The organism is Pseudomonas sp. B6002 (assembly GCF_013385985.1).
Taxonomy (GTDB): Bacteria; Pseudomonadota; Gammaproteobacteria; order Pseudomonadales; family Pseudomonadaceae; genus Aquipseudomonas.
Window position 1 is genome coordinate 71,263 of the sequence record NZ_JACAOY010000028.1, and the last position, 21,775, is coordinate 93,037.

A 21,775-nucleotide genomic window follows, 5' to 3' on the forward strand; every position below is an offset into this window, starting at 1 on the left:
CAAAAAATGTGGGAGCTGGCTTGCCTGCGATGGCGGAGTGTCAGTCAGCGAAGATGTAAGCTGACCCACCGCCATCGCAGGCAAGCCAGCTCCCACAGGGGATCTTCAAACACCCAAGATCAGTCGTCGAACCCGACCTGCTCGTGGATCTCGTCCACCTTCAGTTCCAGGCGGTAGGCCACGGCGATGAACAGCGCCTGGCACAGGCACAAGGTGGCGCTCAACGAGCGGAAGGCAAACGAGGAACCTTCGTTCACCAGCAGCACCGCGTTCGCCCGCTTGGCCAGGGGCGACAGGTTGCTGTCGGTGATGATCAGGGTCTTGGCCTGATGGTGCTGGGCGATGCGCAGGCAGTGCTGGGTCTCTTTGCCGTAGGGCGTGAAGCTGATGGCGATCACCAGGTCGTTGGCGCGCACGCTGCGCATCTGCTCGCGGTAGCTGCCGCCCAGGCCCGAGATCAGGTGAATGCGCTTGTTGGTGTGCTGCAGGTTGTAGACCAGGTAATCGGCCACCGCAAAGGACCGGCGCACGCCGACCACGTAGATGTTGTCGGCATTGACCACCAGGTCCACGGCTTTTTCAAAGGCTGCGTCGTCCAGTTCCAGGCCCAGGCGCTCGATGCCGGACAGGGTGGCGTTCACACATTCCCGGGCCAGGTCGCCGCCGCTGGCTTTCTGCGACTTGTTGGCGATCATGCTGCGGATGCGCTGCTGGTAATTCTGTACCGGCGTGGTCTTGTGGGTGTAGGCCTCGCGAAACAGCGCCTGCATTTCGCTGAAGCCACTGAACCCGAAACGCTGGGAGAACCGCACGATGGCAGAAGGGTGCACCTCGCATTCGCGGGCGATGTCGCTGATGCGGTCGACCATGATCCGGTCGCTCTGTTGGCTCATGTAGCTGGCGATGCGCTTGAGCTGGCGCGGCAGGCTTTCGTATTCGTCGGTGATCAGCTGCAACAGGCGCTCGGCATTGATCGGAGGGCTGGCGATGGTTCCTTCCAGGGTGGTCTCGTGATCGGTGCTGGACATGGGCAATCCTTCTGGCTTGTTCGTCTGATGCGCTGATGGGTGGCGCAAGTCTACAGGGTAGGCGCAAAAAAATACCCCGGCATCACGGCGTGCCTGGCCTGCTGAAACGATGCAGTGTCGGGGCAGAGCCTTCAGGGTGACGTATTGGAAAAAATATTCCACTAAAAATAATTATGGAATAAATATTGATTGCCGTCGCCGGACGTTCTAGTCTGCTCCCACCAAGAGCGTTTGCCGTCGCCACGGCGGCACAACGCAGGCTGATAAAAATAACAGGAGCCAGCATGGGCCAGACTCGTTTTGCCAGTGGGCGTCAATTGGATCTGATTTGCCTCGGGCGCCTGGGCGTCGACCTCTACGCACAGCAAGTGGGTGCGCGGCTTGAGGACGTGTCCAGCTTCGCCAAGTACCTCGGCGGGTCCTCCGCCAACATTGCCTTCGGCACCGCCCGGCTGGGGCTCAAGTCGGCCATGCTGAGCCGGGTGGGGGACGACCACATGGGGCGTTTCCTGGTGGAATCCCTGGCCCGCGAAGGCTGCGATGTCAGCGGCATCAAGGTCGACCCGGAGCGCCTCACCGCCCTGGTACTGCTGGGTCTCAAGGACCGCGAAACCTTCCCCCTGGTGTTCTACCGCGAAAACTGCGCCGACATGGCCCTGCGCGCCGAAGACATCAACGAAGCCTTCATCGCCTCCAGCAAAGCCCTGTTGATCACCGGCACGCATTTCTCCACCGAGGGCGTGTACAAGGCCAGCCTCCAGGCGCTGGATTACGCCGCCAAGCACAACGTCAAGCGCGTCCTCGATATCGACTACCGCCCGGTGCTGTGGGGCCTGGCGGGCAAGGCCGACGGCGAGACGCGCTTTGTCGCCGACCAGAATGTCAGCCAGCACGTGCAAACCATCCTGCCGCGCTTTGACCTGATCGTCGGCACCGAAGAGGAATTTTTGATCGCCGGTGGCAGCGAAGACTTGCTCACCGCGCTGCGTACCGTGCGCGAACTGACCCCGGCCACCCTGGTGGTCAAGCTCGGCCCGCAGGGTTGCACGGTGATCCACGGCGCGATCCCGGACCGCCTGGAAGACGGCGCCATCTACCCCGGCGTGCGTGTCGAGGTGCTCAATGTGCTCGGCGCCGGCGATGCCTTTATGTCGGGCTTCCTCAGCGGCTGGCTCAACGATGCCAGTGACGAACGCTGCAGCCAGTTGGCCAACGCCTGTGGCGGCCTGGTGGTGTCGCGTCACGCCTGTGCACCGGCCATGCCGACGCCCGCTGAACTGGACTACCTGTTCAACAGCCCGGTGCCGATCACCCGGCCCGATCAGGACGTGACCCTGCAACGCCTGCACCGGGTGACGGTGCCGCGCAAGGCCTGGAAGCAGCTGTTCGTGTTTGCCTTCGACCATCGCTGGCAACTGGTGGACCTGGCGCAGAGGGGCGGCCAGGACCCGGCGCGCATCAGCCATGCCAAGCAACTGTTTATCCAGGCCATCGAACGCGTCGAGAAAAAACTCGCCGAGCAAGGCGTTGAAGCCGACGTGGGCCTGCTGGCCGACCAGCGCTTCGGCCAGGATGCGCTCAACGCCGCCAGCGGCCGTGGCTGGTGGATCGCGCGCCCGGTGGAAGTGCAGAACTCGCGGCCCCTGGCGTTCGAACACGGCCGCTCGGTGGGCAGCAACCTGATCGCCTGGCCGCAGGAACAGATCATCAAGTGCCTGGTGCAATTCCATCCCGATGACGAGCCGATGCTGCGCCTGGAGCAGGAAGCCCAGCTGAAGGCGGTGTATGAGGCGTCGATAGTCAGTGGCCATGAACTGTTGCTGGAAGTCATCCCGCCCAAGGATCACCCGTCCACCTACCCGGATGTGCTCTACCGCAGCCTCAAGCGTTTGTACAACCTGGGCATCTACCCGGCGTGGTGGAAGATCGAGGCGCAGTCGGCCGAAGACTGGAAGAAGCTCGACGAGCTGATCCAGGAACGCGATCCGTACTGCCGAGGCGTGGTGCTGCTGGGCCTGAATGCGTCGGCCGAATGCCTCGCCGATGGCTTCCAACAGGCCGCCCAGAGCACCACTTGCCGAGGGTTTGCCGTAGGCCGCACGATCTTCCAGGAACCGAGCCGTGCGTGGCTGGCGGGGGAGATCGATGACGAGGAGCTGATCCAGCAAGTGCAGGCCACCTTCGAACAGCTTATTAACGCCTGGCGCCAAGCCAGAGACTGAAAAAGCGCTCAACCTGAAATGCAATCCAATGTGGGAGCTGGCTTGCCTGCGATTGCGGTCTTCCAGTCACAGATTCATTGGCTGACACACTGCCATCGCAGGCAAGCCAGCTCCCACAGAAGCCAGATCTCAGTGATATCTGAAAACAATAAAAGGTGCAGCCATGCCCGCAATCCGAATTGGCATCAACCCGATCTCCTGGAGCAACGACGACCTGCCGGCCCTGGGCGGCGAGACGCCCCTGAGCACTGCCTTGAGCGAAGGCAAGGACATCGGCTACGAAGGTTTTGAACTCAATGGCAAGTTCCCCAAGGACGCCAAGGGCGTGGGCGATGTGTTGCGCCCCTATGACCTGGCCCTTGTCTCCGGCTGGTACTCCAGCCGCCTGGCGCGCCGCTCGGTGGCGGAAGAAATCGAAGCCATCGCCGGGCATGTCGAGCTGCTCAAGCAAAACGGCGCCACCGTGCTGGTATACGGCGAGGTCGCCGATTCGATCCAGGGCTCGAAAATCCGTCTGATCGAACGCCCGCGTTTTCACAGTGAACAGGCCTGGCAGGACTATGCCGACAAGCTCACTGAACTGGCGCGCTTCACCCTGTCCCAGGGCGTGCGCCTGGCCTACCACCACCACATGGGCGCCTACGTCGAATCCCCGGAAGACATCGACCAGTTGATGAGCCGCACCGGCCCGGAAGTCGGCCTGCTGTTTGATTCCGGCCATTGCTACATGGGCGGTGGCGAGCCTATCGACGTGCTGCGCAAACACATCGACCGCGTCTGCCATGTGCATTTCAAGGACGTGCGCAAACCGGTGGTGCAGCTGGCACGCAACCAGATGTGGAGCTTTCCCGATTGCATCGTCAACGGCACCTTCACCGTGCCTGGCGACGGCGATATCGATTTTGCCGAACTGCTCGATGTGCTGCTGGCCGCCAGATATGAAGGCTGGCTGGTGGTAGAAGCCGAACAGGACCCGGCTGTGGCACCCAGCTACATCTATGCGAAAAAAGGTTATGACACGTTGCGCGCGCTTCTCACTGAGAGGGTTGGACAATGAGCCTGTTGGTCAAAAGCAGCAAACGCGGGCAAACCATGGTCGCCCTGGAAGACGGGCGCCTGGAGTACGTAGGTTTTGCCGCGTATCGCCTGAGCCTGGGCGAAACCCTGCCGGTGACCGCCGGCGATCAAGAGCTCTGCCTGGTGCTGCTCAGCGGTCGCGTGAACATCGAGGGCGAGGGCTTCAACTGGCAGAACCTCGGTGATCGCCAGTCGGTGTTTGAAGACAAATCACCGTTTGCCGCCTACCTGCCGCCCGGCACCGATGCCCAGGTCACCGCCTTGAGCGATGTGCAGATTGCCGTCTGCGCCGCGCCGGGTGCCAGCGGCTACGAACCCCGGCTGATTCGGCCCGAGCAGTGCAAGCGCAGTGTGCGCGGCAAAGGCGCCAACACCCGCTATGTGTGCGACATCCTGCCCGACAGCGAGCCGGCGCATTCGCTGCTGGTGGTGGAAGTGCGCACGCCGTCCGGGCACTCGTCCAGCTACCCGCCGCACAAGCACGACACCGACGACCTGCCGCACCAGAGCTTTCTTGAAGAAACCTATTACCACCAGATCAACCCGCCCCAGGGCTTTGTGTTTCAGCGCGTCTATACCGACGATCGCAGCATCGACCAGGCCATGGCCGTGGAAAACAGCGACCTGGTGGTGGTGCCCAAGGGTTACCACCCCGTCAGCGTGCCGTACGGCTACGAGTCGTACTACCTGAACGTGATGGCCGGCCCCAAGCGCGCCTGGCATTTCCATAACGACCCGCAGCACAGTTGGCTGTTGGACCTTTAACCGGTTTGGACGGAGAACAACAATGAAGTTGCCGTTACGTTTTGCCCTTAACCGCATGGTCGCCCCCAACCTGTCCCTGCCGGACTTCATCCAGTTGGCGGCGGCGTTGAAATGCGATGCCATCGAAATCCGCAATGATCTCGGGGACAAAAAGATTGAATTCGGCACCCCGGCCAGCCGCGTGCGTGAACTGTGCGCGGTGCAGGGCATCACGGTGCTGTCGATCAACGCGCTGTACCCGTTCGATGTGTGGAACGACGAGCGCCGTGCCCAGGCCCTCCAGCTCGCCACCTACGCCCGTGAATGCGGGGCCCGGGGCCTGGTGATGTGCCCGCTCAATGAGCGCGGCGACACCCGCACCGAAGCCCAGCGTGCGGCGGGCTTGCGTACGGCCCTGAGCGAGCTGGCGTTGATCCTGCGTGACTACGGGATTCTTGGATTTATCGAGCCCCTGGGTTTTGAAGAATGCGCACTGCGGCGCAAACGCGTGGCGGTGGATGCGATCCAGTCCATTGGTGGCCTGGATGTGTTCCGTCTGGTGCACGACACCTTCCACCATCACCTGGCCAGCGAGCATGAGTTCTTCCCGGAGCTGACCGGGCTGGTGCATATCTCCGGCGTGGACGATGCCGAGGCGCCGCTCAACGCGATCCGCGACGGCCACCGCGTGCTGGTGGGCGAGGGCGACATTCTGGGTAATGCCGCGCAGATCGACACGTTGCTCAGCACGGGTTACAGCGGTTACCTGTCGTTCGAACCGTTTGCCGAGAGCGTGCATGAGTTGGCGGATATCCAGCATGCGTTGGGCGCGAGTATTGCCCACCTACAGAAATCCCGAACCTGACACCGATCAACCTGTGGGAGCTGGCTTGCCTGCGATAGCGGTCTGTCAGTAGCAAATAAAGTGCCTGCCACGCCGCCATCGCAGGCAAGCCAGCTCCCACATTGGATCTCTGTTGATCAATGGACCGCATTTCCACAGGGTGTAAGACATGAGTACAACACGATTGACCATGGCCCAGGCCCTGGTGAAGTTCCTGGATAACCAATACATCGAAGTCGATGGCGTACAGAGCAAATTCGTCGCCGGGGTGTTCACCATTTTCGGCCACGGCAACGTGCTGGGCCTGGGACAGGCCCTTGAGCAGGACGCCGGCGACCTGGTGGTGCATCAGGGCCGCAACGAGCAAGGCATGGCCCACGCGGCCATCGGTTTTGCCAAGCAGCACCTGCGCCGCAAGATCTACGCCTGCACCGCGTCGGTCGGCCCCGGTGCCGCCAACATGCTGACCGCGGCGGCCACCGCCACGGCCAACCGCATTCCGTTGCTGTTGCTGCCCGGTGACGTCTACGCCAGTCGCCAGCCGGACCCGGTGTTGCAACAGATCGAGCAATTCCACGACTTGAGCATCAGCACCAACGATGCGTTCCGTTCCGTGAGCAAATACTGGGACCGCATCAACCGCCCCGAGCAACTGATGACGGCGGCGATCCACGCCATGCGTGTGCTCACCGACCCGGCTGAAACCGGCGCCGTAACCCTGGCACTGCCCCAGGACGTGCAGGCCGAGGCCTGGGACTACCCGGATTATTTCCTGCAAAAACGCGTACACCGTATCGAGCGTCGCCCGGCCACGGCCGCGATGATCGGCGACGCGCTGGCCGCGTTCCGGGGCAAGCGCAAACCGTTGATCATTTGTGGCGGCGGGGTGAAGTACTCCGGCGCGAATGCCGCGCTGCAAGCCTTCGCCGAGCGCTTTGATATTCCCTTCGCAGAAACCCAGGCGGGCAAGAGTGCTGTCGTCTCCAGCCACCCGCTAAACGTCGGCGGCATTGGCGAGACCGGCTGCCTGGCGGCCAACCTGCTGGCGCCCGAGGCGGACCTGATCATTGGTGTGGGTACGCGCTACACCGACTTCACTACCTCGTCCAAGTCGCTGTTCAAGCACCCGGATGTGACATTCCTCAACCTCAATATCAGCCCCTGCGATGCGTTGAAACTGGACGGCGTGCAGGTGCTGGCCGACGCGCAGGTGGCCCTCGACGCCCTCGCCGATGCCCTGGGCGACTACCGTGCCGGTTGGGGCGGGCAGGTCGCCGAGGCCAAGGCGCAGCTGGACGCCGAAGTGGACCGTGTGCACCAGGTGGAATATGCCGGCGACGGCTTTGTGCCCGAGGTGGATGACCGCCTGGACCGCGCGGTGCTGCGTGAATTCATCGAGCTGACCGGCTCCTGCCTGACCCAAAGCCGCGTGCTGGGCGTGCTCAACGAAACCCTGGCTGACGACGCCATCATCGTCGCCGCAGCCGGTAGCCTGCCGGGTGACTTGCAGCGCGCCTGGCGCAGCAAGGGTGTGAACACCTACCACGTCGAGTACGGCTATTCGTGCATGGGCTACGAGATCAACGCGGCGTTGGGCGTGAAGCTCGCCGAGCCGGCAAAAGAGGTCTACGCCCTGGTCGGCGATGGCTCCTACATGATGCTGCATTCGGAGCTGGCCACCTCGATTCAGGAGCGACGCAAGATCAACGTGGTGCTGCTGGACAACATGGCCTTCGGTTGCATCAACAACCTGCAGATCGGCAATGGCATGGACAGCTTCGGCACCGAATTCCGCTTCCGCAACCCCGAGAGCGGCAAGCTCGACGGCGGCCTGGTGCCGGTGGACTTCGCCATGAGCGCGGCGGCCTATGGCTGCAAGACCTACAAGGTCAGCACCGTGGAGCAACTGGAAGCGGCCCTGGCGGATGCGCGCACGCAAACCGTCTCGACGCTGATCGACATCAAAGTGCTGCCCAAGACCATGGTCCACGGCTACCTGTCGTGGTGGCGGGTGGGCGTGGCGCAGGTGTCCACCAGCGAACGCACGAATGCGGCGGCGAAAAAACTCAACGAACACCTGGCGAAGGCCCGGCAGTACTAATAACAAGAGGAGGTTTGTATGTCTTTGAAGCTTGGAGTCATCGGTACGGGCGCCATCGGCCGGGACCATATTCGCCGTTGCAGCCAGACCCTGCTCAACAGCCAGGTGGTGGCGGTGACCGACATCAACCTGGAACAGGCTGCCAAGGTGGTGGCCGACCTGAATATCAGCGCCGAAGTGTACGCCGACGGCCATGCGCTGATCCGCTCGCCTGAAGTGGAAGCGGTGCTCGTCACCTCCTGGGGCCCGAGCCACGAAGAGTTCGTGCTTGCCGCCATTGCGGCCGGCAAGCCGGTGTTCTGCGAAAAACCCCTGGCGGTCACCGCAGAAGGCTGCCGCAAGATCGTCGACGCCGAAGTGGCCTTTGGCAAACGCCTGGTGCAAGTCGGCTTTATGCGCCCTTATGACGAAGGCTATCGCGCCCTGAAAGCCGTGATCGACAGCGGCCAGATCGGCGAGCCCTTGATGCTGCACTGCGCGCACCGCAACCCGACGGTGGGCGAGAACTACAAGACCGACATGGCGATCACCGACACCCTGATCCACGAGCTGGATGTGCTGCGCTGGTTGCTCAACGACGACTACGTGTCGGTGCAGGTGGTGTTCCCGCGCAAATCCAGCAAGGCCCTGGCCCACCTGCGTGACCCGCAGATCGTGCTGCTGGAAACCGCCAAGGGCACGCGCATCGACGTGGAAGTGTTCGTGAACTGCCAGTACGGCTACGACATCCAGTGCGAAGTGGTGGGGGAGACCGGCATCGCCAAGCTGCCGGAGCCGTCGCAAGTGCAACTGCGCAGTGGCGCGAAGCTGTCCAACGCGATTCTGATGGACTGGAAGGACCGGTTCATCGGTGCCTACGACGTGGAGTTGCAGGCCTTTATCGACAGCGTACGGGCCGGGCAAGTCGGCGGGCCGTCGGCGTGGGATGGGTTTGCGGCGGCTGTGGCGGCGGATGCGTGCATTGAGGCGCAGGGCAGTGAACAGATCGTGAAGGTGAGCTTGCCGGAGCGTCCGCACTTCTACGGCTGAACCACTGAAGAAGTTCGGTCAAAAATGTGGGAGCTGGCTTGCCTGCGATAGCGGTCTTTCATTTAACAATGGAGTGCCTGATACACCGCCATCGCAGGCAAGCCAGCTCCCACATTTGACCGGGTTTCCAATTCAAGAAGGAATCGACTCATGAGAATTGGATTGGTTGGCTACGGCCACGGCGGGCGCTTCTTTCATGCGCCGCTAATTGCCACGCTGCCAGGCGCCACGTTTGTCGGCGTGGTCACGCGCTCCGCCGAGCGCCGTCAGCAATTGAACACTGATCATCCGGGCGTGAAGGCCTTTGACTCCATCGGCCAGATCGTCGAGGCCGGCGTCGACGCCCTGGTGATTTCCACCACCCTCAAAGGCCGCCCGGCGCTGGTGCTGGAAGCCATCGAGCACGGTGTTGCCGTGGTCAGTGACAAACCCTTTGCCGCCAACGCCGAGCAGGCCCAGGCCCTGATCACGGCGGCCGAGCGCCAGGGCTCGCTGCTCAGCGTCTACCAGAATCGGCGTTGGGACTCGGATTACCTGACCCTGCGCAAGCTGATCGATGCCGGCGCCCTGGGCACTGTCACCCGTTTCGAATCCCGTGTGGAACGCTACACCCCCGAGGCCGTGGGTAACGCCAGCGGTGGCGGCTGGTTGCGCGACTTGGGCAGCCACCTGGTGGACCAGGCGCTGCAACTGTTCGGCCCGGTCGACCGGGTGTTTGCGCAACTGCAGTTCAGCCCTGAATACCCCACCCTCGATCACGGCTTCTTTGTCTCGTTGACTCATGCCAACGGGGTGATTTCGCACCTGTGGGGCAGCGCGTTGCAAAACAGCCAGGCGCCGCGCTTTCGGGTCAGCGGCACCGCCGGGTGCTACACCGTCGACGGGCTGGACGGCCAGGAGGCGTTGCTGATGGCTGGCAAGTCGCCGAAAACCGAAGGCGAGCACTGGGGCGCGGAAGAACACCGGCGCTGGGGCTGGTTTGAGCAGGGCGAGGAGCGTGAGCGGGTGCCTTCGGAAAAAGGCTGCTGGACGCAGTTCTATCGCCAGTTGCACAGTGCTGTGCAAGGGCAGGGGCCGTTGCCGGTGGAGGCCGCGGATGCGCTGGAAACCACGCGTATTTTGGACGCCGCACGCCTCAGTCATGAGCGTCGTCAGGTGGTCGAAACGAAGGCGCTGTAGGGCTTTTCCAGAAAAATAGAATAAAATTCTAAAACATGTTGATATGGAAATTATTTTCCAATAAAGTCTTTTCCAGGTTGCATAAAGTACGTTCGGACTCGATTCGGGCGGCTCAACAAAAACAAGATCAAAAACAACCAGGTACCGTCAGATGAAAATCTTCAACGCTGTACTGCGAGTTTTACGCCCTGCCCACACGCCACGCGGCCTGCCCCGCGCCCGGCCGTTCTACTTCTCCTTTCTCAATGTGCTGATCGTCGAAAACAAAGACGCGCTGGTGTGCTGCATTCCCGGTGCGCCGGTGGTTCGACTGCCGTCTTCGCCCGTACCGCTCTGAAAAACGCAACGTCCACAAAACCAACAAGAAATTGGAGACAGACCGTTCATGAAGACCCCGATCCGTTTTACCGCGCTGGCCCTGTCCATGCTGCTTGCCAGCGGCTTTGCCTCGGCTGCCGACCTCAAGATAGGTGTGAGCATGTCCGCGTTCGATGACACCTTCCTGACTTACCTGCGCGAAGACATGGACAAGCAAGCCAAGTCCTACCCCAAGGGGGACGGCGTGCAACTGCAGTTCGAAGACGCCCGCGCCGACGTGGTCAAGCAACTGAGCCAGGTGGAGAACTTCATCAGCCAGAAGGTCGACGCGATCATCGTCAACCCGGTGGACACGGCATCGACCGCCAACATCATCAAGGCGGCTACCGCGGCAAAAATCCCGTTGGTGTTCGTCAACCGTCGTCCTGACAGCCCGACTCTGGCCCCCGGCGTGGCGGCCGTGACCTCCGACGACGTCGAGGCCGGCAAGCTGCAAATGCAGTACATCGCCGAAAAACTCGGCGGCAAGGGCAATATCGTGATCCTGCTGGGTGACTTGGCGAACAATTCCACCACCAACCGCACCAAGGGCGTGAAGGAAGTGCTCACCAAGTACCCGGGCATCAAGGTGGAACAGGAGCAGACCGGCATCTGGCTGCGTGACAAGGGCATGACCCTGGTCAACGACTGGCTGACCCAGGGGCGCGACTTCCAGGCGGTGCTGGCTAACAACGACGAGATGGCGATTGGTGCCTCCATGGCCCTGAAGTCGGCGGGCAAGAAGGGCGTGTTGATCGCCGGTGTCGACGGCACGCCAGACGGCCTGAACGCGATCACCAAGGGCGACATGACCGTGTCGGCCTTCCAGGACGCCAAGGGCCAGGCCGACAAATCGGTGGAGACGGCGCGCAAGATGGCCAAGAACGAGCCTATCGAGCAGAACGTGGTGATCCCGTTCCAGCTGATCACCCCGGACAACGTCAAAGACTTCAAATAGCCCTGACATAACAACAATAAGCCGGCGGGGCGGCCTCGGTCGCCCCGCAGATGGAGTACCTTCTATGCTCGCTCAAGCGACTGTCTCGCAGCCTCCTGGTATCCAGCCCCAGCCGTTGGAAGAACCCTACCTGCTGGAAATCGTCAACATCAGCAAAGGCTTTCCCGGCGTCGTGGCCCTGGCCGACGTGCAACTGCGGGTGCGTCCCGGCACGGTGCTGGCGCTGATGGGCGAGAACGGTGCGGGCAAGTCGACGTTGATGAAGATCATCGCCGGCATCTACCAGCCCGACGCCGGCGAGATCCGCCTGCGCGGCAAGCCGATTGTGTTTGAAACGCCCCTGGCAGCGCAGAAGGCCGGGATCGCGATGATCCACCAGGAACTCAACCTGATGCCGCACATGAGCATCGCCGAGAACATCTGGATCGGCCGCGAGCAGCTCAACAGCCTGCACATGGTCAACCACCGCGAAATGCACCGCTGCACCGCCGAATTGCTGGCGCGCTTGCGCATCAACCTGGACCCGGAGGAACACGTGGGCAACCTGAGCATCGCCGAACGGCAGATGGTCGAGATTGCCAAGGCCGTGTCCTACGACTCCGACATCCTGATCATGGATGAGCCGACCTCGGCTATTACCGAAAAGGAAGTGGCCCACCTGTTTTCGATCATTGCCGACCTCAAGTCCCAGGGCAAAGGCATCGTCTACATCACCCATAAAATGAACGAAGTGTTCGCCATCGCCGATGAAGTGGCGGTGTTCCGTGACGGCCATTACATCGGCCTGCAACGCGCCGACAGCATGAACAGTGACAGTCTGATCTCGATGATGGTCGGCCGTGAACTGAGCCAGCTGTTCCCGGTGCGCGAGACGCCGATTGGCGACCTGCTGTTGTCGGTGCGTGACCTGCGCCTGGATGGCGTGTTCAAGGACGTGTCGTTCGACCTGCATGCCGGTGAAATCCTTGGCATTGCCGGGCTGATGGGCTCGGGTCGCACCAACGTGGCGGAAACCATTTTTGGCATCACCCCAAGCTCTGGCGGGCAGATCACCCTGGACGGCAAGCCGGTGCGCATCACCGACCCGCACATGGCCATCGAGAAGGGCTTTGCGCTGTTGACCGAGGACCGCAAGCTCAGTGGCCTGTTCCCGTGCCTGTCGGTGCTGGAGAACATGGAAATGGCGGTGCTGCCGCACTACACCGGCAACGGTTTTATCCAGCAGAAAGCCCTGCGCGCCTTGTGCGAAGACATGTGCAAGAAGCTGCGGGTGAAGACGCCATCCCTGGAGCAGTGCATCGATACCCTCTCGGGCGGCAACCAACAGAAGGCCTTGCTGGCGCGCTGGCTGATGACCAACCCGCGCTTGCTGATTCTCGATGAACCCACCCGTGGTATCGACGTGGGCGCCAAGGCCGAGATTTACCGTTTGATTTCCTTCCTCGCCAGTGAAGGCATGGCAGTGATCATGATTTCCTCCGAGCTGCCCGAAGTGTTGGGCATGAGCGACCGGGTGATGGTGATGCACGAGGGCGACCTGATGGGCACCCTGGACCGCAGCGAAGCGACCCAGGAAAAAGTCATGCAGTTGGCTTCCGGTATGACCGCAGTCCACTGACTACAGAATAAGAAGGTGATTGGCTATGAACGCAATAACAGACAACAAGCCCGCCACGGCACCGGTCAAGCACCGTCGACGCATGCCGACCGAACTGAGCATTTTCCTGGTGCTGATCGGCATCGGCCTGGTGTTTGAACTGTTCGGCTGGATCGTGCGCGACCAGAGCTTTTTGATGAACTCCCAGCGCCTGGTGCTGATGATCCTGCAGGTGTCGATCATCGGCCTGCTGGCCATCGGTGTGACGCAAGTGATCATCACCACCGGGATCGACCTGTCCTCGGGCTCAGTGCTGGCGCTGTCGGCGATGATCGCCGCGAGCCTGGCGCAGACCTCGGACTTTTCCCGGGCGGTGTTCCCCAGCCTGACTGACTTGCCGGTGTGGATACCGGTGGCGATGGGATTGGGTGTGGGGCTGTTGGCCGGGGCAATCAACGGCAGCATCATTGCCGTCACGGGGATTCCACCTTTTATTGCAACCCTCGGCATGATGGTGTCGGCCCGTGGCCTGGCGCGTTACTACACCGAAGGCCAGCCGGTGAGCATGCTCTCGGACTCGTACACGGCCATCGGCCATGGCGCGATGCCGGTGATCATCTTCCTGGTGGTGGCGGTGATCTTCCACATTGCCTTGCGCTACACCAAGTACGGCAAATACACCTACGCCATCGGCGGCAACATGCAGGCGGCGCGGACTTCGGGTATCAACGTCAAGCGCCATTTGATCATCGTGTACAGCATCGCAGGCCTCTTGGCAGGTTTGGCCGGTGTGGTGGCCTCGGCACGTGCCGCGACCGGGCAGGCGGGCATGGGCATGTCCTATGAGCTGGACGCGATTGCGGCGGCCGTGATCGGCGGCACCAGCCTGGCGGGCGGGGTAGGGCGCATCACCGGCACCGTGATCGGCGCGCTGATCCTCGGGGTGATGGCCAGCGGGTTTACCTTTGTCGGCGTGGATGCGTACATCCAGGACATCATCAAGGGCCTGATCATCGTCATCGCGGTGGTGATCGACCAATACCGTAACAAGCGCAAACTCAAACGCTGATCACACGCAGGTCCTGTAGTGAGCGGGCTTGCCCCGCGCCAGCCGCAACGCGGTCCCCAACCGGGCTCCGAATATCAATAGATGGAACACAGTGGTTGGGTTGGGATAGGTGGTGCGCCTGGCGCAGGGCAAGCCTGCTAACTACTGCTTCAGGTGCGCCGCGGGGGATTCAAGGCGCCAGCGGGAGGAACCATCGTTCAGCCAGCCCTCGGCTGATGCTCCCTCGATGCACATCCACCACGTTTTGCGGGTTTTGTGCCTTGCTTAGCAGCGAGTAATAGCTCTCGGTGCGCTGGGCTTTGGTCTTGAGATGGGCCACGGTGTACTCAAGCTTGGGGGCTGCCTTCTGCGGGTAGTGAAAGTGCGCATACCACAACGGGGAGCCGCGTTTGTCGTTGATGGCATATTCCTGGATAAAGTCGCAACGTTCCCCACGCAGGGGAATGCGCGACCCGAGGCTGGCCAACTGGACCTGATCCTGCTCAAGCAGGTAGGCCACATGGCTGTCGGTCGGCACAAGGGCAAGGGTGCGCTCAATGCGCAGAGCGCGGCCTTTGCCCTTCAAGGTATCCACCGCGTTGCGTAATTGGCTGACCAGGTTTAGGTCGGCGCTGGCCTGCTCTTCTTTGGGCTGGGCTGAAATGGCGCGATCCAGCTCATTGGCCAGCTCTGCGTAACGCGATGCTTCGACATCCAGGCTCTCCTGTATTTCGATCGGGAACCGCGACATCTGCGCATAGCGTTCCTGGCGTTTGATTGTCGGCTCCAAGGCGTTTAGACGCTGGCGTGCCTCCCCCTTGACGATACTGAGCGCGCGGGTTTTCGGCTGCGACCCCGACGCGGAGGGCCGATGCTGGAACTCGACCTCATCCCAACCACTTTCGTGCTCCGAGTAAGTGGCCAACAACTGGTCTGTTTGCTCGGAACGAACCTCCACCGTATCGATAGGTAAGACGTTGTCGGCGGGCTTCATGTTGCCGATCAAAATGCCTTGCCTGCGGGTCTTGATCACTTTTTTCTGGATTCTATCGGGAGCGCTCAGTGCGCGCTTGGGCGGGCGCTTCGCCGTTTCGGGCAATGGCTTGACCTCGGCGGCCAACTGTTGCATGACGTCTTGATACAGCGAGTTCACCAGTGCCTGCAAAGGCTGGAAATGGGCCATATCCAGGCTCTCGGCGTGCACGATGGTGAGGCCCTGTAAGGCATCCACTGCGGGGGCGTAATGTTGGAAGAGGCTGTCCAGTACGGCGATTCGGTCGGCAGGGCCGAGGTTGAGGGTATTGAGTTCGCTATGGGTGCGTAGGTGTCGGCCCAGTGGGTCGAGGATCAGATCCAGCTCGTTGTGGAGCAAACCGTCGCGCCAGTTCTTTTTGCTCAGGTATTTGAAGTTCTGTAATTGCGAGTATTTGAGGGCGAGGGCGCTGATTTCATCCGGACGCCCTTCTGTCAGGCGGTTGTAGGCCTCTGGGCCGGGCTTGCCAAGGTTGAATAGCTCCAGCAAGGAGCGATCCTTGATTTCCAGAGCGTTGATCTGGCGCTCATTGATCAGGCTTATATCCTTTAGAAACTGCGCGTAGCGCGGCGGGTTCAGAAGAATTGCCGGCAGCGCCTGCTCGTAGGGCGCTTTCAAGTCTGGGTTTTCGGCGTACAGCGCCTGGCGATCCATGTCGGCGACCACCACCGACTTGCGCGCATTGTTCACAGTGTTTTCCAGAAAGATGGCGGCGACGTTGGCGGGCATCGCAATCCCCAGTTCGCTACGTTCCTTACGGCTGTCGAGAAACCCCATGAAAACATTCATTTGTTCATGGAGGGCATTGTCGAAATTCTTGCGTGTGTTGGCGCGGGCCTGGTCGCTGTACTTGGGGTCGGTGGCGGCTTTTTCCATCAGCATTTGCGCCATGTCTACCTTTTCTTGCAGCAATTGTTGCGGGCTTTTGAGGCTCACCAGGCGACCTTGTTGCATGACTTGAGGGCTGTTGGTGAACCGTGTCTGTTCTTCGCCCAGTTGCTGCTTGCGCAAGGCTTTGCGTTCGCGTTCGGCCGCAATGCGCTTGGGGGGCATGCCGCCGCGTAGGCGCAACTGCAAGTCGATCGACCAGTTACCCTGGCCGTCTGATTTAAGGTAAGGGCCTTCGCGTCGGGTATTGAAAGGATCGACGATCACCACGCCATCGGTTTCCAGGCGAACCTGATACCAGCGCGAGTCAATGAGTGCGTACCAGTCCCGTAGATGGTGGTAGAGGCCGCGATGCGGCCCGCTCGACACGGGGTCAGGTAGCACTTCGGGTTTGGGCGCCTGGAGCAGTGAAAGGCGCTGCTGCTGGTCGGCTGTCAGCCGCTGGCGCGCGCTGGCAAAGCTGAAGTCGAACACACAGCTTTCCAACCCCGAGCTACCGCCGCCCAACAGGACGGTGCCATGTTCAATAACCGGGGCCGGAAGCGGCGGCCATTGTTCCGGTGCGCGCCGTTCCAGCGGTGAGCGCTGGATCTGCCATGTGTGGGCGTCCGACGAACTGCGTTTGGGTGACACGAGTGTCGGTGCCAGTTCGAACATCAGCAGGCCGACGTTCAGCAGCAGGTCTGCCCATGCGAGTTCTCGCGTCTCGGCGTCTGCACTGTTGAGTGCCGGGATGTCCCGGCTGGCGCTGCCTGCCAGGCTCAACAACCAGCCGGTCAGCATCAGCGGCCCACGCGCCAGCGGTAGCAGCAACGTACTGAACAGCAGCCCGGCACCCTCGAGGAGCACTTGCCAGCGACTCTCGGCATTGGACACGGACTCACGTTCAGCCTGATCGACCAACGCTCGCGCATTAGCGCCGTACAGGTACTGCATCAGCTGGCCATTGGCTAAAAACTGCAACAGCTCATCATTGATACCGTTCGCGGCAAGCGTAGCCGGTACTGGGATTTCGGGCAGGTCGAACTCGCTGCCGGCACCAAACCTGACGTAGTGCGGCTGCTGAAAGCCACCGTTGTCGTAGATCGGCCGCGCACCGTCAGACAGCCAGGTCAGGACGCTGGTTTGCAGCTCGCCCGGTGTGGCAATGGCGCTCATCAACTGTTCGCGGCTATTGAACTGCAGCAGCATGTCGGTATACAGCGGGCGATACAGGATATGAGGCCCGGTTTCGCCGGCTTCGCTTTCGATGATGTACATGTTGGTGACCGCATCGGCCGAAGCGCCGGGTTTGCGCATCAGGGCGAGTTGGCGAATGACGACGGCGCGGCCGTCTACTCGTCGTTCATCTGCCTGACGAGCCACCAATGCGGTGACATAGGCGGCGCCCTGTGCCGTAAAGCCATTGATTTGCCTGAGGCTCGACTCCAGTGCAAGCAAGGGGAGTTGCGCTTCGGTTTGTTCGGCAAATCGACGTTCTCGTTGCTGTACTGCTTCGTTACCCTCAAGTAGATGGGCCTTGAGCATTTCAGGGTAGTTCTTGCCAATGTTGACCTGCTGGATCAGACCACCGCTGCCATTGATATAGTCGGCCGTGAGCCAGGCGGGCAGGGGCAGGTTGTTGCGATGGGCCACGGTGAGTTGCCCCCGTGGCTGGCTTTGCAGGTTGTTGATGGCCAGGTCCGTCAGGCTCATGTGGATTTTTTCGACGTAGCCCGCGCCGCCTGGGTAGCCGGCAGCCACATGAAAGGTCAGTTGCAGGTCATCGGGATCCCATTGCGCGGCGTGTTCCGGCCCGGAGTGGGCAGTGCCCAGGCGGGCTTCATCCTTGAGCAGTTGATTGAGCAAGGCGGTTTGGGTGTAGGTACGGATATCCGGTATATCGCTGAGAAACGTCTCGCCCTCGCTGCGCTTTTTCGCGCTGGCCAGTTTCAGGCTGTAATGCCGGTATTGCATGCGCTCGCCAGGGGTGGCCCGGCTCAGCCATTCAGGCAGGTCGCGGCGCAACGTGGTCAGTGTGCGAGAGCTGTAGAGCGCGGCGTTGTCAAAGCTCGCCACCGGATCGGTGATCTGCCAATACACAGCCTGCAACGCCTGGAGCCCGAATGGGGTGCCCAATCTCAGCCCCTGCAACTGTTGCAGTTGGCGATTGAGGATGATGGCCGTTTGGGCATCAAACAGGTGACCGTCTGCCTCGAAGCGTTGGGTGGTGATACGTTCGAATGCGGCGTCCCGTTCCAGGGGCGCGGCCCAGTCCGATAGCGCCGAATCCATGGTGTAGTCACGCTCGTAACCGCCCGCCACGGAGCACCTTAAAATATGCGGCTGGCCTTTATAAACCGGTATCAGTATCAAGTCCGCACCCAGGCGTTGCTGAGCTCGCTTGCCAGCGGTGAACGTCGCCATCGGAAAGTAAGCATGGACGGCGGCATCACCAAAGCGTGCAATGCGCTGGTCGTGGTCGGGGCATTCAACCAGTTGATCGAGCATCTCGCGCTCCTCGGGCATTAGGTCATTCTTTTGGATGAGCGTCATGCGCAAGGTGTCTCTGAGCGCCTCGCTGAACCAGTGCCAGCGCGTTACGCCAGCGTCGCCTGGGCTGTTCCAGTAAGCGGCGAGGGCATTTTGCAGGGCGGTCGGCAGGGTCTGGGGGAGAGATTCGATCAGTGCCTGGATCAGCGTCATGTCCAGTGGCTGATCATTGGCCCGCAAGGGCGTGGTCGTTTCGTCACTGAGGTGGCAAGGACGACCGTGGCGGTCGCTGAAGTCCGGCGCCTTGCCGTTGGCGAGATAATCGAGCGTCAGCGCCATGAGTGACTGCCGGGCCCATCCACCCCGGGACGTGGGGATGAGCAATTGAGTGCGGTTCAGGTCGATGTTGAGCGTGGGATAGGCTTGGGCGATGAATGTCGCCAGCAAATGCTGAGTGACTGCAGCCAGTGTCGGGCGGGAGGCGAACTGCGCGTTGACCGCGCCGCTGAGAGGTTCACCGGCAGGCGATGGGGGAGAACTGAGGGGCATAACGGGGCCTTTTCGGGTCGATAATGGAAACAGGCCTTAGCTAATGCCCATTGGCCCTCGGCCTGGCGGTAGCTATTGCTGGGCCCTAAATCAACCATTCGTCTTTCATATAGCTCCACAACCCTGAATTTCTTGCTATAAACGCACTCCGATGACCATTCGCCGAGCCCGTCCTGGTGCTTTTGGGGGTTGTTTGGGAAAAATTGCCTGTCTTTTCAGTTGCTGCGCCCTCAAGTCGGCCTTAGACTGCCGCCCCTCGTAAATTGAGTGCCGGGTGGCGCTTGGAATGGACGGCGCCCTTCCGAGACCTGCAGAGGTCGGCCGGAACGCTCCCTTATTCGCCTTAATGCACGTATTTTTTATAGAGAAATCAATGACAAAGGAAAAGTTGCTGGCCATGCCGGCGGATGACTACATGAATGCCGAACAGCACGCTTTTTTCGAGCAGTTGCTGCAAGACATGAAAGTGGAACACCACGAGCGCATTGAGCAGAACCGTATCGCCATTGAAAGCCTGGACACCCCGGCTGACCCGGCCGACGCCGCTTCCGTTGAAGAAGAGCGCACCTGGCTGGTGAACGCCATTGATCGCGACCAGCGCATGCTGCCGCAACTTGAACGCGCGCTGGAGCGCATCAAGGAAGATTCCTTTGGCTGGTGTGATGACAGCGGCGAGCCTATCGGCCTCAAGCGCCTGCTGATCAGCCCGACCACCAAGTACTGCATCGAAGCGCAAGAGCGCCACGAGCAGATCGACAAGCACCAGCGTCAAGCCTGATGCGGTGAAACGGGGGGCCGAGCCGTCGGTGCCCCGAGAAACACCTGTTACGCCCCGTCTATTGATCTGCTGCAAGCCACCCCACTAAAGGCCCATGGATAATGGCCCGATAGTGGCGTTTAATGCAGACACAATAACGACAAGCAGTGGGGTAACAACGATGGCTGGAGACGGATCTCTGATGGGCGCAGCAGTGCCACCGCATTCGGTGGCGCGCACGCTGCCCGGCTGGCTGACGCCGTTCTTGCAGAGCGCTGCCCTGGTGCTCGTGCTGCTTAGCCTGGCGTTTGCCAGCTTGCCGATATATCTGTGCCTGCCACTGGCCTTGCTGGTGATCTGGCTGCCTCGCCTTAAAAGTCGTACTCCGGTGATCGCTCCTTCTGAAGGCGCCGATGCGATTGGCGAGCTAACCCGCGATCTTTCCTACACAACAAGTCATAACGCATTGTCCGCTGCCGGCGTGGCCTATTCGGTCAAGCAACTGGCTGCACGCTTGCAGTCGCAGTTGAGCGCCGCCAAGCAAATTGTCAGCAGCGCCGAGGTGATGATCGGCACCGAAAAGGTCACCTCTGAACTTAGCCGTCAAGCGCTGGGCGCAGCCAGCCAGGCCCATCAGCGCAGCACCGAAGGCCGCGAAGTGTTGGCCCAATCGATCACCCGCATGCACCAGCTCAGTCAGCGCGCGAACGCCAGCCGCGAGCTGATCGAAGCCCTGAGCCAGCGCAGCGAAGAAATCCAGCGGGTTACCCTGGTGATTCAGTCCATCGCCAGCCAGACCAACCTGTTGGCGCTGAACGCCGCCATTGAAGCCGCGCGGGCTGGCGAGCATGGGCGCGGGTTTGCCGTGGTGGCTGATGAAGTGCGCGGCCTGGCCGGGCGCACCGCCACGGCCACCGATGAAGTCGGGGTTATGGTCGCCGACATCCAGCAACGCACGGCCCAGGTGGTGGAGCAGATTCGCCAGCTTTCGGCGGACCTGCACACTGGCGTCGAACAGGTGGAGCATGCTGGCGGGCAACTCGAGAGCATCGCCAGCCTGGCGGCGGACGTGGAAGGGCAGGTCAATGCGATCGCCGAGGGCGCCGATACCAACCGCACCCAGCTCGACAGCCTGTTCCACGCCGTGGAGCAGATGCGCAGCGACCTTACCGTCAGCGACCAGCAAACCCGTCAGCTCGCTGACGCAGCCGTGCAAATGGAAGGGCAGGCCGAGACCATCAGCGAGCGCCTGGCCGAAGTTGGCCTGGATGACTATCACCAGCGGATCTACGACTTGGCCCGCGAAGGTGCCAATCGTATTGCCGAGCAGTTCGAGGCCGATGTGCAGCAAAGCCGCATCAGCTTGGAAGACTTGTTCGATCGCAGCTACACCGCCATTCCCAATACCAGCCCCACCAAATACCACTCGCGTTTTGACGGTTATACCGACCAGGTCTTGCCGGCGATCCAGGAAGCCTTGCTGCCCCGTCATGAGGGGCTGGTATTTGCAATTGCCTGCACGCCCCAAGGCTATGTACCGACCCATAACAAAGCGTTTTCTCACGCCCTGACCGGCGATGCGCAGGTCGACTCCGTGCAGAACCGCACCAAACGCAAGTTCGAGGACCGTACTGGCATTCGTTGTGGCAGCCATCAACAGGCGGTGTTGTTGCAGACTTACACCCGTGATACCGGGGAGCTGATGCACGACTTGTCCGTGCCGATCATGGTCAAGGGCCGCCATTGGGGTGGGTTGCGTCTGGGCTATAAACCGGAGGGGGCGAAGGTCACGGGCTAGTGATTGTTGCTGTTTATGCAACGCAGCTATTCCGGGGATAGCTTTTTCCTACTGGCAGAAAACCGTAGCATGGCGAACATTGTTAGCCAGCTAA

General features: G+C 61.2%; 15 protein-coding genes. 13 read left to right on the top strand and 2 right to left on the bottom strand.

The features are described from left to right. Positions 1 to 119 precede the first annotated feature (119 nt). Complete coding sequence (locus HX792_RS27550; protein ID WP_176999041.1) at positions 120 to 1,028, bottom strand: MurR/RpiR family transcriptional regulator; 909 nt, start codon at positions 1,026 to 1,028, stop codon at positions 120 to 122. 284 nt (positions 1,029 to 1,312) lie between these two features. Here HX792_RS27550 and iolC point away from each other — a divergent pair, with 284 nt between their 5' ends. The 11 genes from iolC (at position 1,313) to HX792_RS27605 (ending at position 14,205) form a co-directional block, all read left to right on the top strand. Beyond that, positions 1,313 to 3,250: a 5-dehydro-2-deoxygluconokinase gene (iolC, locus tag HX792_RS27555; protein WP_176999042.1), complete on the top strand. Its 1,938-nt coding sequence runs from the start codon at positions 1,313 to 1,315 to the stop codon at positions 3,248 to 3,250. A 163-nt stretch (positions 3,251 to 3,413) separates the two neighbouring features. Further along, positions 3,414 to 4,307, top strand: a complete 894-nt coding sequence (iolE, locus tag HX792_RS27560; RefSeq protein ID WP_176999043.1) for a myo-inosose-2 dehydratase — start codon at positions 3,414 to 3,416, stop codon at positions 4,305 to 4,307. Continuing rightward, positions 4,304 to 5,092 carry a 5-deoxy-glucuronate isomerase gene (gene iolB, locus HX792_RS27565; protein ID WP_078742045.1) on the top strand — a complete coding sequence of 263 codons (789 nt, stop codon included), beginning with the start codon at positions 4,304 to 4,306 and terminating at the stop codon, positions 5,090 to 5,092. The genes iolE and iolB overlap by 4 nt, the downstream gene beginning before the upstream one ends. Positions 5,093 to 5,114: 22 nt before the next feature. Continuing rightward, positions 5,115 to 5,936, top strand: coding sequence for a TIM barrel protein (locus HX792_RS27570; RefSeq protein WP_176999044.1), 822 nt, complete (start codon positions 5,115 to 5,117; stop codon positions 5,934 to 5,936). A gap of 148 nt (positions 5,937 to 6,084) precedes the next feature. After that, on the top strand, positions 6,085 to 8,016 hold the full coding sequence (gene iolD, locus HX792_RS27575) for a 3D-(3,5/4)-trihydroxycyclohexane-1,2-dione acylhydrolase (decyclizing) (RefSeq protein ID WP_176999045.1): 1,932 nt from the start codon (positions 6,085 to 6,087) through the stop codon (positions 8,014 to 8,016). An 18-nt stretch (positions 8,017 to 8,034) separates the two neighbouring features. Next, entirely contained in the window at positions 8,035 to 9,045 is a 1,011-nt protein-coding gene (locus HX792_RS27580; protein WP_176999046.1) for a Gfo/Idh/MocA family protein, read from the top strand. Between the two features lie 150 nt (positions 9,046 to 9,195). Next, positions 9,196 to 10,224 (top strand): Gfo/Idh/MocA family oxidoreductase, encoded by a 1,029-nt coding sequence (locus tag HX792_RS27585; protein ID WP_176999047.1) that lies wholly within the window; start codon positions 9,196 to 9,198, stop codon positions 10,222 to 10,224. Positions 10,225 to 10,375: 151 nt separating this feature from the next. Next, positions 10,376 to 10,561, top strand: a complete 186-nt coding sequence (locus tag HX792_RS27590) for a hypothetical protein (RefSeq protein ID WP_176999048.1) — start codon at positions 10,376 to 10,378, stop codon at positions 10,559 to 10,561. A gap of 48 nt (positions 10,562 to 10,609) precedes the next feature. Further along, positions 10,610 to 11,539 (top strand): sugar ABC transporter substrate-binding protein, encoded by a 930-nt coding sequence (locus tag HX792_RS27595; RefSeq protein ID WP_176999049.1) that lies wholly within the window; start codon positions 10,610 to 10,612, stop codon positions 11,537 to 11,539. Positions 11,540 to 11,603: 64 nt separating this feature from the next. Next, positions 11,604 to 13,157, top strand: a complete 1,554-nt coding sequence (locus HX792_RS27600) for a sugar ABC transporter ATP-binding protein (protein WP_176999050.1) — start codon at positions 11,604 to 11,606, stop codon at positions 13,155 to 13,157. Between the two features lie 25 nt (positions 13,158 to 13,182). Next, a complete protein-coding gene (locus HX792_RS27605) occupies positions 13,183 to 14,205 on the top strand; it encodes an ABC transporter permease (protein WP_026083090.1) in 1,023 nt (340 codons plus the stop codon). 169 nt (positions 14,206 to 14,374) lie between these two features. Here the strand turns inward: HX792_RS27605 and HX792_RS27610 are convergent, their stop codons facing one another. Further along, positions 14,375 to 19,126: a hypothetical protein gene (locus HX792_RS27610; RefSeq protein ID WP_176999051.1), complete on the bottom strand. Its 4,752-nt coding sequence runs from the start codon at positions 19,124 to 19,126 to the stop codon at positions 14,375 to 14,377. Positions 19,127 to 19,499: 373 nt separating this feature from the next. On the opposite strand from HX792_RS27610, the gene HX792_RS27615 reads away from it, so the two are divergent. Both HX792_RS27615 and HX792_RS27620 read left to right on the top strand, forming a co-directional pair. Further along, a complete protein-coding gene (locus tag HX792_RS27615) occupies positions 19,500 to 19,904 on the top strand; it encodes a TraR/DksA C4-type zinc finger protein (protein ID WP_010564800.1) in 405 nt (134 codons plus the stop codon). Between the two features lie 544 nt (positions 19,905 to 20,448). Then, positions 20,449 to 21,681 (top strand): methyl-accepting chemotaxis protein, encoded by a 1,233-nt coding sequence (locus HX792_RS27620; RefSeq protein ID WP_371319388.1) that lies wholly within the window; start codon positions 20,449 to 20,451, stop codon positions 21,679 to 21,681. Positions 21,682 to 21,775 lie beyond the last annotated feature (94 nt).

Bases quoted from the DNA above. Each gene is read 5' to 3' on its own strand.
- HX792_RS27590 (WP_176999048.1), top strand. From the start codon at position 10,376: ATGAAAATCTTCAACGCTGTACTGCGAGTTTTACGCCCTGCCCACACG.
- HX792_RS27605 (WP_026083090.1), top strand. From the start codon at position 13,183: ATGAACGCAATAACAGACAACAAGCCCGCCACGGCACCGGTCAAGCAC.
- HX792_RS27600 (WP_176999050.1), top strand. From the start codon at position 11,604: ATGCTCGCTCAAGCGACTGTCTCGCAGCCTCCTGGTATCCAGCCCCAG.
- HX792_RS27585 (WP_176999047.1), top strand. From the start codon at position 9,196: ATGAGAATTGGATTGGTTGGCTACGGCCACGGCGGGCGCTTCTTTCAT.
- iolC (WP_176999042.1), top strand. From the start codon at position 1,313: ATGGGCCAGACTCGTTTTGCCAGTGGGCGTCAATTGGATCTGATTTGC.
- HX792_RS27615 (WP_010564800.1), top strand. From the start codon at position 19,500: ATGACAAAGGAAAAGTTGCTGGCCATGCCGGCGGATGACTACATGAAT.
- HX792_RS27570 (WP_176999044.1), top strand. From the start codon at position 5,115: ATGAAGTTGCCGTTACGTTTTGCCCTTAACCGCATGGTCGCCCCCAAC.
- HX792_RS27595 (WP_176999049.1), top strand. From the start codon at position 10,610: ATGAAGACCCCGATCCGTTTTACCGCGCTGGCCCTGTCCATGCTGCTT.
- HX792_RS27620 (WP_371319388.1), top strand. From the start codon at position 20,449: ATGATCGGCACCGAAAAGGTCACCTCTGAACTTAGCCGTCAAGCGCTG.
- HX792_RS27610 (WP_176999051.1), bottom strand. From the start codon at position 19,126: ATGCCCCTCAGTTCTCCCCCATCGCCTGCCGGTGAACCTCTCAGCGGC.
- HX792_RS27550 (WP_176999041.1), bottom strand. From the start codon at position 1,028: ATGTCCAGCACCGATCACGAGACCACCCTGGAAGGAACCATCGCCAGC.
- iolE (WP_176999043.1), top strand. From the start codon at position 3,414: ATGCCCGCAATCCGAATTGGCATCAACCCGATCTCCTGGAGCAACGAC.
- iolB (WP_078742045.1), top strand. From the start codon at position 4,304: ATGAGCCTGTTGGTCAAAAGCAGCAAACGCGGGCAAACCATGGTCGCC.
- HX792_RS27580 (WP_176999046.1), top strand. From the start codon at position 8,035: ATGTCTTTGAAGCTTGGAGTCATCGGTACGGGCGCCATCGGCCGGGAC.
- iolD (WP_176999045.1), top strand. From the start codon at position 6,085: ATGAGTACAACACGATTGACCATGGCCCAGGCCCTGGTGAAGTTCCTG.